Origin of the sequence: Tsukamurella sp. NPDC003166, from assembly GCF_040611135.1 — a bacterium.
GTDB lineage: Bacteria > Actinomycetota > Actinomycetes > Mycobacteriales > Mycobacteriaceae > Tsukamurella.
In genome coordinates, this window is sequence record NZ_JBEXNL010000006.1 from 111,025 (window position 1) to 125,850 (window position 14,826).

Annotated in this window: 11 protein-coding genes; all 11 read right to left on the reverse strand. The window is 72.2% G+C overall.

The genetic code is table 11. The features are described 5' to 3' along the window. Positions 1 to 117: 117 nt before the first annotated feature. Entirely contained in the window at positions 118 to 867 is a 750-nt protein-coding gene (gene pgeF / locus ABZX10_RS09550; protein ID WP_355537852.1) for a peptidoglycan editing factor PgeF, read from the reverse strand. 70 nt (positions 868 to 937) lie between these two features. Beyond that, positions 938 to 2,101 carry a cell division protein FtsZ gene (gene ftsZ / locus ABZX10_RS09555; RefSeq protein WP_355537855.1) on the reverse strand — a complete coding sequence of 388 codons (1,164 nt, stop codon included), beginning with the start codon at positions 2,099 to 2,101 and terminating at the stop codon, positions 938 to 940. Positions 2,102 to 2,280: 179 nt separating this feature from the next. Next, entirely contained in the window at positions 2,281 to 2,985 is a 705-nt protein-coding gene (locus ABZX10_RS09560) for an FtsQ-type POTRA domain-containing protein (protein ID WP_355537858.1), read from the reverse strand. After that, the gene (gene murC / locus ABZX10_RS09565) at positions 2,982 to 4,421 is read right to left on the reverse strand and encodes a UDP-N-acetylmuramate--L-alanine ligase (protein ID WP_355538226.1); all 1,440 of its coding nucleotides are present in this window, start codon (positions 4,419 to 4,421) and stop codon (positions 2,982 to 2,984) included. The genes ABZX10_RS09560 and murC overlap by 4 nt, the downstream gene beginning before the upstream one ends. 44 nt (positions 4,422 to 4,465) lie before the next feature. After that, positions 4,466 to 5,566, reverse strand: a complete 1,101-nt coding sequence (murG, locus tag ABZX10_RS09570) for an undecaprenyldiphospho-muramoylpentapeptide beta-N-acetylglucosaminyltransferase (protein WP_355538229.1) — start codon at positions 5,564 to 5,566, stop codon at positions 4,466 to 4,468. After that, complete coding sequence (ftsW, locus tag ABZX10_RS09575) at positions 5,563 to 7,269, reverse strand: putative lipid II flippase FtsW (RefSeq protein WP_355537862.1); 1,707 nt, start codon at positions 7,267 to 7,269, stop codon at positions 5,563 to 5,565. The genes murG and ftsW overlap by 4 nt, the downstream gene beginning before the upstream one ends. Then, positions 7,266 to 8,780, reverse strand: a complete 1,515-nt coding sequence (gene murD / locus ABZX10_RS09580; RefSeq protein ID WP_355537865.1) for a UDP-N-acetylmuramoyl-L-alanine--D-glutamate ligase — start codon at positions 8,778 to 8,780, stop codon at positions 7,266 to 7,268. Before murD ends, ftsW begins: the two co-directional genes overlap by 4 nt. A 3-nt stretch (positions 8,781 to 8,783) precedes the next feature. Continuing rightward, complete coding sequence (mraY, locus tag ABZX10_RS09585) at positions 8,784 to 9,863, reverse strand: phospho-N-acetylmuramoyl-pentapeptide-transferase (RefSeq protein WP_068569187.1); 1,080 nt, start codon at positions 9,861 to 9,863, stop codon at positions 8,784 to 8,786. Further along, positions 9,860 to 11,404 carry a UDP-N-acetylmuramoyl-tripeptide--D-alanyl-D-alanine ligase gene (gene murF, locus ABZX10_RS09590; RefSeq protein WP_355537869.1) on the reverse strand — a complete coding sequence of 515 codons (1,545 nt, stop codon included), beginning with the start codon at positions 11,402 to 11,404 and terminating at the stop codon, positions 9,860 to 9,862. The genes mraY and murF overlap by 4 nt, the downstream gene beginning before the upstream one ends. Then, positions 11,401 to 12,954, reverse strand: a complete 1,554-nt coding sequence (locus tag ABZX10_RS09595; protein WP_355537872.1) for a UDP-N-acetylmuramoyl-L-alanyl-D-glutamate--2,6-diaminopimelate ligase — start codon at positions 12,952 to 12,954, stop codon at positions 11,401 to 11,403. The genes murF and ABZX10_RS09595 overlap by 4 nt, the downstream gene beginning before the upstream one ends. A gap of 24 nt (positions 12,955 to 12,978) precedes the next feature. Further along, positions 12,979 to 14,814 carry a penicillin-binding protein 2 gene (locus ABZX10_RS09600; RefSeq protein WP_355538232.1) on the reverse strand — a complete coding sequence of 612 codons (1,836 nt, stop codon included), beginning with the start codon at positions 14,812 to 14,814 and terminating at the stop codon, positions 12,979 to 12,981. Positions 14,815 to 14,826 lie beyond the last annotated feature (12 nt).

Consider the following 14,826-nt stretch of genomic DNA (forward strand, 5'->3'; position numbering starts at 1 on the left):
GTTGTGACTGTCGTTATGGAAGTGAGATTAGTGGGCTGCACGCGCGAATCGCGGTTCCGACACGCACACACGCCGATCCGAATTCCATCGATGTGATTCGTCGCCGCATCGCCGACCTCAGGACCCGCCGTTCTCGTCGATCCAGATCACCGATGCCAGGCGCCCCGTGGGGGCGCCGCGCCGGTGCGAGAACAAGGTGGGATCCGAGATCGTGTCGCGCGGATCCTGCGCGACGGCGCTCACCCCGAGCCCCTGCAGCTGACGCCGGATCCCTGCGCGCAGGTCCAGCCCGGCAGTCCCCTTGTCCGTGCGGCAGCGGCTCCCGGGTAGGTGCGCCTCGACGTCGGCCGCCATTGCGGCGGGCACCTCGTAGCTCGCGCCGCTCGCGGCCGGCCCGAGGAAGGCACCGATCCGCTCCGGCCGCGCGCCCAGCTCCACCATCGCCTCGACGGCCCTCGGCACGATGCCGATCCGCGCGCCCACACGCCCCGCGTGCACGGCCGCCAGTACGCCCGCCTCGTCGTCGGAAAGCAGGACCGGCACGCAGTCCGCGGTGAGCACCGCCAGGGCCAGCCCGGGCACCGTCGTCACGATCGCGTCGGTCGCCTCGACCGGCTCGGCCCGCGGACCGTCGACGACGGTGACGGTGCGGCTGTGGATCTGCTCCATCCACACCACGTGCCCCGGGGCGACACCGATCTCGCGCTCGAGGCGGAGCCGGTTCAGCGCGACGGCCGCAGGATCGTCGCCGACGTGGTCACCGAGGTTGAAGGAGTCGTACGGGGCCTTCGAAGCGCCCCCGGCGCGGGTGGTGGTCACCCGGCGGACCCGATTCGTGGCGACAGGAGTGTTCGCGGGATCAGTCATGTCCCAAGACTACTGACGGCGCCCCCGGACGAACCGGGAGCGCCGTCAGTGGCGGTGGTCACGCGGCCGGTCAGCGCCGGTTCTGCAGGAACGACGGGACGTCGAGGTCGAAGTCGTCGTCCGAACGGGACTCGCGGCCCCCGGGGGTCGCCGAGAACGGGTCGTTGGCGCGGGCCGGACGGGCACCGAACGGGTTGCCCCGGCGCGCGTCCTCCGGCTCGGCGGCAGCCGGCTGCTCGGGGGCCGTGTGCTGTCCGCCGATGCGGGTCACGGGGCGGCGCGCCGGAGCCCCGCCGTCGAAGCCCGCGGCGATGACGGTGATCCGCACCTCGTCGCCCAGGTTGTCGTCGATGACGGTGCCGAAGATGATGTTCGCGTCCTCGTGCGAGGCGCCCTGCACCAGCGATGCGGCCTCGTTGATCTCGAACAGGCCGAGATCGCTGCCGCCCGCGATGGACATGAGCACGCCGTGCGCGCCCTCCATCGAGGTCTCCAGCAGCGGCGAGTTCACCGCGGCCTCGGCCGCCTTGAGGGCGCGCCCCTCGCCGCGCGCCGAGCCGATGCCCATGAGGGCGCTACCCGCACCCGACATGACGCTCTTGACGTCCGCGAAGTCGACGTTGATCAGGCCCGGCGTGGTGATCAGGTCGGTGATGCCCTGAACGCCGTTGAGGAGCACCTCGTCGGCACTCTTGAACGCGTCGAGCGCGGAGACGTTGACATCGCCGAGCTGCAGCAGCCGGTCGTTCGGGATCACGATGAGCGTGTCGCACGACTCGCGCAGCGACGTGATACCGGTCTCGGCCTGCTTCCCGCGGCGCGCCCCCTCGAAGGTGAAGGGCCGGGTCACGACACCGACGGTGAGCGCGCCCAGCTTGCGGGCGATGCTCGCGACGACGGGCGCGCCGCCGGTGCCGGTGCCGCCGCCCTCGCCCGCAGTGACGAAGACCATATCGGCGCCCTTGAGGAGCTCCTCGATCTCGTCCTTGGCGTCCTCGGCGGCCTTGCGGCCCACCTCGGGATCGGCGCCGGCGCCGAGGCCGCGGGTGGAGTCGCGACCCACGTCGAGCTTGACGTCGGCGTCGCTCATGATGAGCGCCTGGGCGTCGGTGTTGATCGCGATGAACTCGACGCCCTTGAGCCCCTGCTCGATCATGCGGTTGACGGCGTTGACGCCGCCGCCGCCGATGCCGACGACCTTGATGACGGCGAGGTAGTTGTGCGCGGCGGTCATGTTTCGCCTTCCCCTGGGTGTGAAGTCTGTGCTTCGAGACGAACCCTAAACCTCAACAGAAGGCTTAAAGTTATGTCAAGTAGCTGGTCTGAAACCAAGGTAGAGGGCGGTACGGCAGTTGACTCGTAACCGCGCGGGCGTGTCGGGGAAAAACGTTCTCGGTGAGCGGAAGAGCACACTCAGCGGGTGGTCGGCATGTCCGGATCGATCACGGTGAACTCGTGCCCGGGGCGGGTGAGCACCATGCGCAGCGCCGCGGTCTTGGCGTCGGCGCGCTCGTCGTCGCCCCAGTACACGATCCGCTTGTCACGCAGGACGAACCGCACGTTCGCGGGCGAGTTCGCACCGATCTCGACGACCTGCCCGTGCAGGTCCGGCGGCAGCGCCTTGAGGACCGCGATCGCCGCCTTGGTGGACGGATCGTCGGAGCGCGGATCGTCGACGGTGAGCTTGGGCGTGAGGATGGGCGGCTCCCCCACCTTGATGAACGGCACCCCCTTGGCGTCGACGAGCAGTGTGCCGGCGGGCCGCTGGGCGTAGGCCACGACCTCGCGCTCTGTGACCGCGACGACCAACGTCGACGGATACGACACCGTCACCGTCGCGCGGTCGATCCACGGGCTGACGCCGATCACCTTCGCGGCGTAGTCGTCGCGCTGGGCGGAGGTGATCTGCAGCAGCGGGCGCCCCTTGAGGGGCTCCACCACCTTCGCGACCTCCTCGGCCGGCGCGTTCGTCGCGCCGGTGACCGACACATCGCGGGCCGAGAGGATCGGCGAGAAGTACGCGGCGGCGACGAGGCCGCCCGCGACCACCAGCGCGAGCAGGATCAGCAGCAGCCGCCGCAGACCCGGCACGCGCCTGCGCGTCGCGACATCACTCACGCGCCCGCCTCGGCGCCACGCTGCGCCAGCGCGGTCAGGATCGACGGTGCCTGCATCGTCACATCGCCGGCGCCCATGGTGATCACCACGTCGCCCGGCCGCGTGAGGCCGACGACCACGTCCGCGACATCGGCCTGCCGCGGCACGTACCGCACGGACGCCGTGACCTTCTCGGCGATCCGCGCGCCCGTGACGCCGGGCAGCGGGTCCTCGCGGGCGCCGTAGACGTCGAGCACGACGACCTCGTCCGCGAGACTCAGGGCCTCCGCGAACTCGGCGGCGAACTGCTCGGTACGCGAGTACAGGTGCGGTTGGAAGGCGACGACCACGCGGCCCGGCTCGGCCTGCTTGGTCACCATCTCCGCCGCCGCGGTGAGGACGGCCCGCACCTCGGTCGGGTGGTGCGCGTAGTCGTCGAACACGCGGACGCCACCACTCGTGCCGCGCAGCTGGAAACGCCGGTGCACGCCGCCGAAGGCCTCGATGCCCTCGATCACCGTAGCGGCGGGGTATCCCATGCTCACGACCGCGATCGTGGCGGCGATCGCGTTGAGCGCCATGTGCCGCCCGGGGACCGACAGCAGGAGCGCCCGCTCCACGATCCGGCGGTTCTCATCGGAGAAGCGCACCTTGAGCATGCCGCCCTCGGCGCGCGGCTTGTAGTCCAGCAGCTCCGCGATGAGCGTGACGTCCGGCGCCAGGTCGCGGTGAGTGCCCGCGCCGTATCCGAGCACGCGCACGCCGCGGGCGCGCAGGGCCGCGTGCGTGCGCTGCGCGAGCGCCGCCGAGCCCGGGTCGTCCAGGCACACGACCAGCGTGCCGCCGGGACGGATCCGCTCGGTGAACGCGTCGAAGACCGCGACGTACTTCGCCTCGGAACCGAAGAAGTCCAGGTGGTCCGCCTCGACATTGGTGATCACCACGACATCGGGCGCGTACTGCAGCAGCGATCCGTCGGACTCGTCCGCCTCGGCGACGAACGCGTCACCGGTGCCGTGGAAGGCGTTCGTCCCGGATTCGTTGAGCTCACCGCCGACGGCGAACGACGGATTGGCGCCGCAGTGCTGCAGGCCCACGACCGCCATCGAGGTCGTCGACGTCTTGCCGTGCGTGCCGCTCACGAGCAGCGTGCGGTAGCCGTCCATGAGGTCGGCGAGGACCTCGGGCCGCAGGATCACGGGGATGCCGCGCCGCGCCGCCTCGACGAGCTCGGGGTTGTCCTTGGGGATCGCGGCATGGGTGGTCACCACCACCGTCGGGCCGCCGGGCAGCAGGTCGAGCGCCTCGGGACTGTGGCCCACCTGGATGTGGGCGCCGCGGGCGCGCAGCGCGATCACCCCGCGCGACTCCTTGGCGTCGGAGCCCGACACCTGGCCGCCGCGGGAGAGCAGGATCCGCGCGATGCCGGACATCCCGGCCCCGCCGATGCCCACCATGTGGACGCGCTCCAGACGCGCGGGCAGTGCCCCGGTGGTCTCGCTCACGACTTCCGCCTCTCCTGTGCCAGTGCGATCGCCGCCGCGGCGACGGTGCCCGCGGCGTCCCGGTGCCCGAGGCCGGCCGCGGCCGCGCCCATGGCGGCGAGCCGCTCACCGTCGACCGCGAGCGGGATCACCGTCGAGCGCACCAGCTCCGGGGTGAACGCGGCATCGTCGACGAGCAGTCCCCCGCCGGCCTCGACGACGGGCCCGGCGTTGAGCGCCTGCTCGCCGTTGCCGTGCGCCAGCGGGACGTACACCGCGGGCAGCCCGACGGCGGCGACCTCGGCCACCGTCATGGCCCCGGACCGGCACACGGCCAGATCCGCGGCGGCGTACGCGAGGTCCATGCGGGACAGGTAGGGCACGGCGACGTACCCGGGCACTCCGTCCGGTCCGAGGTCGAGGGAGTTCTTGGGGCCGTAGGCGTGCAGCACGCCGACGCCGGCCGCCGCGAGGTCCCGGGCCGCGCCCGCGACACCGTCGTTGAGCCGGACCGCACCCTGGCTGCCGCCGAAGACGAGGACGACGGGGCCGTCGGCCGGCAGCCCGAAGTGGGCACGCGCCTCGGCCCGGAGCGCGGCGCGATCGAGGCCGGTGATAGACGCACGGACGGGCATGCCCACGACCTCTGCGGCGACGCCCGACCCGGGAACCGCGGCGAAGACGCGCGTGGCGAGCTTCGCGCCCACCTTGTTGGCGACCCCGGCGCTCGCATTGGCCTCGTGGATGACGATCGGCAGCCGGAGGGTGCGCGCGGCGAAGTAGGCGGGCAGCGCGACATAGCCGCCGAAACCGACGACGACCTCGGCGCCGGTGGCGCGCAGCACGTTCCGCGTGCGCCGGACGGCGCCGGCGAGCCGGAAGGGAAGCCTGGCCAGGTCCGCGCCGGGCTTGCGCGGCAGCGGGACCGGCGGGATCATCTCGAGCGGGTAGCCGCGCTCCGGGACGAGGCGGCCCTCGAGGCCCTTGGGCGTGCCGAGGGCGGTGACGACGGCGTCGGGTTGCTGGGCTCGCACCGCATCGGCGACCGCCAGGGCGGGTTCGATGTGTCCTGCGGTGCCACCTCCGGCCACCACCACCGAGACCGCTCGAGTATTCACCACGCCCGTCTGCCCTTTTCCTGTCCTCGGCGCCGCTGCTGCTGCGCGTTCCGATCACGCCCGGCACGATCGCCGCGCCAGGGCTCCGCCGTCCGGCCCTGCGACCGGATCGGCGGGAGCTCCCGCCGCGGCGCCTGCCGCCGGCTCAGACTCTCATCACCGTACGGGTGTCGATCGTACGGCGACGGTGCCGCCGGTTGCGAAAGCCCACGTCGCGCGGGTGCGGGACGGCCCTGCCGCGGCGCGGGACCGCGCCCGGCAGGCCGAGCCGGGGCCGGGCGTTCGGTGCGCGGCGGGATGTACGGCAGCGGACGGGGCAGCCGGAGAAGGCGGCCCGTGCGGCTCTCGCGGCCGCCCGCGAGCGCGGCGATGGCCTCGGGCTCGTGCCGCGCGGCGTTGGCGAGCAGGCCCATCATGAACAGCACGAGGATCACCGAGTTGCCGCCCGCGGACAGCAGGGGCAACTGGATGCCGGTCACGGGGAACAGGCCGACGACGTAGCCCATGTTGATGATCGCCTGCAGGGCGATCAGCGTGGTGATCGTGGCGGACATCAGTCGCAGGAAGGGGTCCGACACCCGGCTCGCGATCCGCATGCCGACCCAGGTGAGCACGCCGAACATGACGATGACCACACCCGCGCCGAGGTAGCCCAGTTCCTCGCCGATGATGGCGAAGATGAAGTCGTTGTGCGCGTTCGGGAGGTAGCTCCACTTGGCGGTGGAGTTGCCCAGGCCCACCCCGAACAGCCCGCCGTCCGCGAGGGAGTAGCGGGCCTGGTTGGACTGGTAGTTGGCGCCGAGCGCGTCGTCGGTGCGGCCCAGCCACGCCGCGACGCGGGCGGAACGGTAGCCCTCGGCGAGCGCGAAGAACACGCCGAGCAGCGTGAACACGACGATGAGCGATGCGATCAGCTTCGACGACAGGCCCGCGTAGAACAGCAGCATCGCACCCACGGCGACGATGATCATGGCGGTCGACTGGTTCGGCTCGGCGACCACCAGCGCGGCCATGAGCACCACGACCGGGCCGAGCGGCAGCAGCAGCTCCTTGATGTTGCCCTTGCGCCCGCGATCGGCGAGCAGGTGGGCGCCCCACAGGATCAGCGCGACCTTCGCGATCTCCGAGGGCTGCAGTGTGAACCCGCCCACGTCGATCCAGCGGCGCGCGCCACCGACCTTCGAGCCGATACCCGGCACGAGGACGGCGACGAGCAGCGCGAGCGAGACGAGGACGCTGCCGAGCGCCACGCGGCGCAACAGCGCCGGGCGCAGGTAGAGGGCGACCATGAACGCGACGACGCCGAGGCCGACGTAGATGAGCTGACTGAAGAACTTGCTGTACGGCGAGCCCGTCGCGCTGATGTCCTCGACCGACGACGCCGAGAGCACCATGATCAGGCCCATCACCGTCAGCACGGCCGTCAGACCGAGCACGAGGTGGAAGGACGCGAGCGGGCGGCGCAGCGCCGTCGCGAAGCCGATCGCCGTGTGGCGCAGCAAGGATGCGCCGCCGCGCGCCACATCGGCGCCGGTCCGCGCCGCCGCGGCCCCGCGGGCTCCGGCCGTTCCGCGAGCGCCTGTCGCCGCGGCCGTCTCCTGGGGCTGCGCGTCGAACTCGGTGCTCTCGGGGGCGTTCAGCGGGCCGGACTCGAGTTCGGCGTCGGTGTCGGAGCTGGTGGCGGCCTTACCGGCCCGGCTCACGATGCCGTCCCGAGAGCCCGGGCGGAGGCGGCGAAGGCGTCGCCGCGGTGGCCGTAGGAGGTGAACATGTCCAGCGATGCGGCCGCCGGCGCGAGCAACACCACGGGCGCCGGGAGCGCAGCGAGCGGACCCGATGCAGCGGAGGGCGCGGCGGCACTGTCGTCCAGTGCGGCTTCGGCGATCCTCGAGGCTTCGGCGACGACTGCGGCCATCACCGCATCCGCATCGCCGGACACTCGCACATCGACTGCACCAGACGTCCCTACAGAACGGCTTGCATCATTAGTCACAGGAGACACACGAACATCGTCGCCCGAAGACACCCGAACCACGGGGACATCGGGCGCGTGTCGCGCGAGTGAACCCGCGATTTCGTCCCGGTCCACGCCGAGCAGCACCGCGCCCACGAGCCGCGAGGCCACCCGCTGCACGAGCGGCGCGATGTCCGCGCCCTTGAGCTGGCCGCCCGCGACCCACACGACGCGCTCGTGCGCCTCGATCGAGTTGAGCGCGGCATGCGGGTTGGTCGCCTTGGAGTCGTCGATGTAGGTCACCCCCCGCACCTGCGCCACGGGCTCCGCGCGATGCGCACCCACCCGGAACGCCGCGAGTGCCTCCCCCGCCTGCGGCGCGGTCACGCCGACGGCCTGCGCCAGCGCCGTCGCCGCGAGAGCGTCCGCGATCCCCGCGGGCCCGGGCGGCGAGACCGACGCGGCGGGCAGGATCGCGAGCCCGGCACCGTCGACCAGGTCGCCGCCGCGCACGCCGTACTGCCCGGGCCCCGGCTCCCCCGTGGTGAAACCGACGGTGACGGTCCCGCCCAGGCGGGAGGCGACCGGGTCGTCGAGGCCGATCACGGCGAGCTCGCCGGACAGCGCACGCGCCTTGTCGGCCGTGTAGGCGGCCATCGAGCCGTGCCAGTCGAGGTGGTCCTCCGCGACGTTGAGCACGACGCCCGCGCGCGGGCGCACCGACGGCGCCCAGTGCAGTTGGAAGGACGACAGTTCGACGGCGAGCACCCGCGGGTCCGCGGGGTCGCCGATCGCATCGATCACGGGGCGCCCGATGTTGCCGCAGGCGACGGCCCGCAGTCCGGCGCGCAGCAGGATCGACTCGAGCATCTGGGTCGTGGTGGTCTTGCCGTTCGTTCCGGTGACGACGAGCCAGTCGCGCGGGGCCCCGAACGCGCCCGCGCGGTCGATCCGCCAGGCCAGCTCGACATCGCCGAACACGGGAACCCCGGCGGCCTCGGCGGCCACGACCACCGGCGCCGTGGGCCGGAAACCGGGCGCGACGACGACCAGGTCGTAGCCGGACGGGTCGTGGCCGTCGAGATCGGCGACGACGATGCCCGGAACCTCGGCCGCGATCTTCGCGCGGGCCTCCGGCTTGCCGTCGGCGACGGTGACGGTGGCCCCGAGCCGGAGCAGCGCGCGGGCGACCGCCGGGCCGGTGACCCCGCCCCCGGCGACGAGGACCGCGGTACCCGGCCCGGGAAGAGCGCCGGTCATCCGCTAGCCGACCGCGCCGGAGCCGAGGAACTCGGCGTAGAACAGCACCAGTCCGAGGCCGCAGGCGATGGCGGTGAGCAACCAGAACCGGATGATCACCGTGGTCTCGGCCCAGCCGGAGAGCTCGAAGTGGTGGTGGAAGGGCGCCATCCGGAACACGCGGCGCCCCGTCGACCGGAAGACCGCGATCTGGACGACCACCGACACCATCTCGGCGACGAAGAGCGCGCCGAGGACGACGGCGAGCAGCTCGGTGCGGGTGGTGATCGACAGACCGGCGAGCAGGCCGCCCAGCATGAGCGAGCCGGTGTCGCCCATGAATATCTTGGCGGGCGCGGCGTTCCACCAGAGGAAGCCGAGGCACGCGCCGCCCGCGGCGACCGCGATGAGCGCGAGGTCGAGCGGATCGCGCACGTCGTAGCAGCCGGCGACCTGCTTCGTCTCGCACGCGTAGCGGTACTGCCAGAAGCTGATGAGCACGTAGCTGCCGAGCACCATCGCCATCGAACCCGCGGCGAGGCCGTCGAGGCCGTCGGTGAAGTTCACCGCGTTCGACCAGGCCGCCACGACGAACCAGCAGAAGACGACGAACACGATCGCGTACATCGAGATCGTGTTGATGTCGCGGGTGTAGCTGAGGAACTCGCTGGCCGGGCGCACGCCGTTCGCGTTGGGGAACTGCAGCACCAGCACGCCGAAGATCACCGCGGCGATGGTCTGGCCGACCGTCTTCGCGGTCTTGTTCAGGCCCAGGTTGCGCTGCTTGCGGACCTTGATGAAGTCGTCGAGGAAGCCGACGATCGCGAGCGAGGTCGCGAGGCCGAGCACGAGTAGGCCCGATGCGCTGGGGCCCGGGCCGGACTTCCACCCCAGCAGGTGTGCGCCCAGGTAGCCGGCCCACAACGCGACGACGATCGCGACGCCGCCCATCGACGGCGTGCCGCGCTTCTTCTGGTGGCTCTGCGGCCCCTCGACGCGGATCTCCTGGCCGAAGCCCTGCCGGGAGAAGACCCGGATCAGCACGGGTGTGAGCAGGATCGCCACGGCCAGCGAGATGCCGCCCGCGAACAGGATCTGGATCACTTCGGTGACTCCCCGTTCTCGTGTTCATCGACTCGGTGTTCATCGGTGCGCGGGCCGGCCGTGCCCAGGTGCTCGGCGACCTCCCACATCTTCTCGGACTTCGACGCCTTCACCAAAACCAGGTCTCCCGGCCGCAGCTCGGCGCGCAGCCGCTCGACGGCCTCGTCGCGGGTGTCGACGCGGATCGCCTCGCTCCCCCACGAGCCCTCCATGACCGCGCCCTGCCACAGCGCGTGCACGGCGCGCGAGGTGCCGACGCAGATCGTCCCGGTGATGTCGAGCCGCACCAGGAACCGGCCGAGCCGGTCGTGCTCGACGATCGACTCGTCGCCGAGTTCGCCCATCTCGCCGAGCACCGCGAAGGTGCGGCGCCGCTCGCGGCCCGGCAGGCGCTCTCCGGCCTCGTCGTGCTCGGACATGAGCACGAGGCTGCGCAGCGCAGCGCGCATCGCATCGGGGTTGGCGTTGTAGGTGTCGTTGACGACGGTGACCCCGTCCTCGGTCGTGAAGACGTCCATCCGGCGCGGAGATGCCGCCCCGGCACCCGAGAGCGCCGCTGCCACCTGCTCGACGCTCGCACCGCACTCGAGGCCGACGGCAGCCGCGGCGAGCGCGTTGTGCACCTGGTGCTCGCCGTGCACCTTGAGCGCCACCGGCGCGGAGCCACCCGGGGTGCGCAGGGTGAAGGACGCACGGGCGGTCCCGTCGACGGTGACGCCTTCCGCGGCGACGTCCGCGTCTGCGGTCCCGTACCGCACGACGCGTGCGACCGTCCGGGAGGCCATCGCGGCGACGGCGGCATCGTCGGCGTTGAGTACTGCCAGCCCCTCCGGGGGCAGCGCCTCGACCAGCTCACCCTTCGCCTGCGCGATGGCCTCGCGGCTGCCGAACTCGCCGAGGTGCGCGGTGCCGACGTTGAGCTCGACACCGATCCGCGGCGGCGCGACCCGCGCCAGCGCGGCGACGTGACCGATGCCGCGGGCCGACATCTCCAGCACGAGGAACCGGGTCGACGCGGTCGCGCGCAGGGCGGTCCACGGATGGCCGATCTCGTTGTTGAAGGAGCCGGGCGGCGCGACCGTCTCGCCGAGCGGTCGCAGCACCGCCGCGATGAGGTCCTTGGTGGAGGTCTTGCCGGCGGAGCCGGTGACCCCCACGACGGTGAGCCCGTCGGCCGCGAGGGTCTTCGTGCAGTACGCGGCGAGGTCGCCGAGGGCCTTGAGGACCGCGGCACCGGCGCCGTCGACGTCGTTCTCCAGCGCCATCACGCGGTTGTCGGTCTCGCCCGACACGGGGACCACGATCGCGGGGACGCCGACGGGGCGCGCGCCGAGCACGGCCACCGCGCCCTTCTCGACGGCCGTCGCGGCGAACTCGTGGCCGTCCACGCGGGCGCCGGGCAGCGCGAGGAACAGGCCCCCGGGGCCGACCTCCCGCGAGTCGAATTCGACGGTGCCCGTGATCAGCGCTTCCGGGTCGGGTACGTCGTGCAGGGTGCCGCCGACGATGTCGGCGACCTGCCGCAGGGTCAGCTCGATCATGCGCGCTCCCCCGCCGCTCGGGCCTCGAGCGCGGCGGCGACCTCGTCGCGGTCGTCGAACGGGTACTTGACCCCGTTGATCTCCTGGCCCGCCTCGTGGCCCTTGCCGGCGATCAGCACCACGTCGCCGGTGCGGGCCCAGTTCACGGCCAGGGCGATGGCGGCGCGGCGGTCGCCCACCTCGCGTACCTCGCCACCGTCGGGCACGGCGCGCGCGCCCGCCAGCACCGCCGCGCGGATGGCGGCCGGGTCCTCCGTCCGCGGGTTGTCGTCGGTCACGATCACCAGCTCGGCGGCGCGCGCGGCGGCCTCGCCCATGAGCGGTCGCTTGCCGCGGTCGCGGTCGCCGCCGGCGCCGACGACCACCACGATGCGACCGGCGGTCTGGCCGCGCAGGGTCGCGATCACCGCGTCGAGCGCGGCGGGCTTGTGCGCGTAGTCCACGACCGCGAGGAAGTCCTGGCCGCGGTCGATGCGCTGCACCCGGCCGGGGACGGCGACGGCGCCGATCCCGCGGATCGCGTCGGCGAGCGGGACGCCGGCCTCCTGCGCGATGACCAGCGCCAGCGCGGCATTGGCGACGTTGTAGGCGCCGGGCAGGCCCACGATCGCGGAGTAGCTCTGCCCGTCGGGGCTGCTGAGGGTGAACCGCTGCGTGCCGTCCGCGTGCGCGGCGACCTCGCCGGCGGTCCAATCCGCCGGTCCCGTCGTCGCGACGGTGACCACGGGCAGGCCCGCCGCGCGGCGGAGCTCGGCCATCCGGACGCCCCACTCGTCGTCCACGCAGATCACGGCGCGCTCGCACGCCTGCGCTCCGATGAACAGCAGCGACTTCGCCGCGAAGTAGTCCTCCATGGTCGGGTGGTAGTCGAGGTGATCCTGGCTGAGGTTGGTGAACGCGCCCACCGCGAACCGGCTCCCGCCCGCCCGGTTCTGCGCGAGCGCGTGCGAGCTGACCTCCATCACGGCCGCGGTCACGCCGCGCTCGACCATGGAGGCGAACAGGCCCTGCAGCGCGGTGCCCTCGGGCGTGGTCAGCGAGCTCGGCACGTCGACGCCGGCGATCCGCGTGCCGACGGTGCCGATCAGCCCCGTCGGGTCGCCGGTCGCGGCGAGCGCCGCCTCGACCAGGAAACTCGTGGTCGTCTTCCCGGACGTGCCGGTGATGCCCACGAGCGTCATCCGGCTCGACGGTGCGCCGTACACGACCGCCGCGACCGGCCCGAGGACGGTGCGCGGGTCGTCGTGCAGGAGCACGGGCACGTCGATGCCGTCCTGCGCGAGGAGCGCGGCACCGTCCGGATCGGTGAGGACCGCGACGGCCCCGGCCTCGATCGCCCCGGCTGCGAACCGCGCGCCGTGCGTCGCGGTGCCGGGCACCGCGCAGAACAGATCGCCCGGCCGGGCGTCCTGGGCGCGGACCGTCGCCCCGGTCAGGCGCACGCCGGCGGCGTCGCGCCCGCCGGCGCTGACGCCCGCGACCTGCGCGGCGACCTCGGCGGGCGTGGCGCCGCGCGGATGGGCGGGACGAGTGAGAGTCGATTCGGGCACCGATAGATCCTACCCGTCGGTTAACTACTTCCCGGCCACCAGCGTCAACGGCTTCGCCGCCGGCGAGAGCGGAATGCCGTACTTCTGCAGCATGAAGGTCGCGATGTCGTGGAACAGCGGCGCCGCCGACTGCCCGCCCGAGCCGTCGGAGCTGCGGGTGGGAGCGTCCATCATGATCCCGACGACGAACCGCGGGTCGTTGGTCGGGGCGACGCCCGCGAAGGTGATGTTGTACAGCGAGTTCGAGTAGGCGTGCGTCACCGGATCGACCTGCTGTGCGGTACCCGTCTTGCCACTGATCTGGTACCCCTCGACCGCACCCGGCGCACCGGTACCCTGCTGGTAGCCCATCGGGTCGCGCTGCAGCGCGGCACGGAACATGTCCAGCACCGTCCGGGCCGTCTCGGGGCTCATCACCCGGACCGGCTCCGCGGCGGTCGCCGGGTTGGCGGCACCGTCGACCTCCTTGATGATGCGCGGTGGGATACGGACCCCGTCGTTGGCGAGCGCCTGGTACATGCCCGCCATCTGCAGCACCGTCATCGACAGGCCCTGGCCGATGGGCAGGTTGGCGAACGTGCCGCCCGACCACTGATTGCGGGCGGGCACTTCGCCGCCGGACTCGCCGGGCAGGCCCACGCCGGTGGCACGGCCGAGACCGAACCGGTCGACGTAGTCGGCGAACGCGTCCTCGCCGACGCGCTGCGCCAGCATCAGGGTGCCGACGTTCGAGGACTTACCGAACACGCCCGTCGTGGTGTACGGCTCGACGCCGTGCGCCCAGGCGTCCCTGACCGTGACGCCGGCCATCCGGATCTGCCCCGGAACCTGCAGCACCTCCGTCGGCGTGGTCTTGCCGTTGTCGATCGCGGCCACGGCGGTGATCAGCTTGTTCACCGAGCCCGGCTCGAAGGGCGTGGTCACGGCGAGGTTGCCGGTGCGCGCCGATGTCGGATTGTTGTTCACGCCGAGCGACGGATTGAAGGTGTTGTCGACCGCCATCGACAGGACCTGGCCGGTCTTGGCGTCGAGCACCACGGCCTGCACGCTCTTCGCGCCGGACTTCGCCTTGGCCTGCGCCACCGCCTGCTGCACGAAGAACTGCACGTCGTTGTCGAGCGTCAGTACCACCCGGGCACCGTTCACGGCCGGGTGGACGTCGCGGGTGCTCCCGGGGATGACGGCCAGATCGGACCCGCGGTCGTAGGTGCGCGAGCCGTCCGTGCCCGCGAGGATCGAGTCCAACGAGGATTCGAGGCCGATGAGCCCCTGTCCCTCGAAACCGGTGGTGCCCACGATGTTCGCCGCGAGGGAGCCGCCGGGATAGTTGCGGATCGACTGCCGCTCGGCGCCGACCTCCGCGTACTCGTCGGTGATCGCCGATGCCTTGGCGGGATCGACGCCGCGAGCCAGGTAGACGAAGGTGTCGTTGCTGCGCAACTGCTCGAGCAGCTTCTGCTCGTTCACCGAATCGCCCAGCACGGACACGATCTTCTTGGCGATCTGCTGCAGCCGGTCGTCGACGGTGACGGGCTCGTCGGTCTTCGCGGCGCCGGCCCCCTCCTTCTTCGCCTCGACGGCCTTGTCGTACTTCTCCTGGATCTTCTTACGCTCGGCCACGGGCTGGAAGGTGAGCGACTTCGCCTCCATGGTGAAGGCGATCGGCTGGCCCGAGCGGTCCGTGATGGAACCGCGCACCGCCGGCAGCACCTCCTTGACCTCGCGCTGGCTCGCGGCCTTGGCCGACAGTGTCGGAGCCTGCACGAACTGGACGACGCCCAGCCAGACGGCGATCACGGCGAACACGGCGACGATCACCCAGCCGCCGATCCTGTTGCGGCTGAGGAAGGTCGTGGACACCTCGGGCGCGCG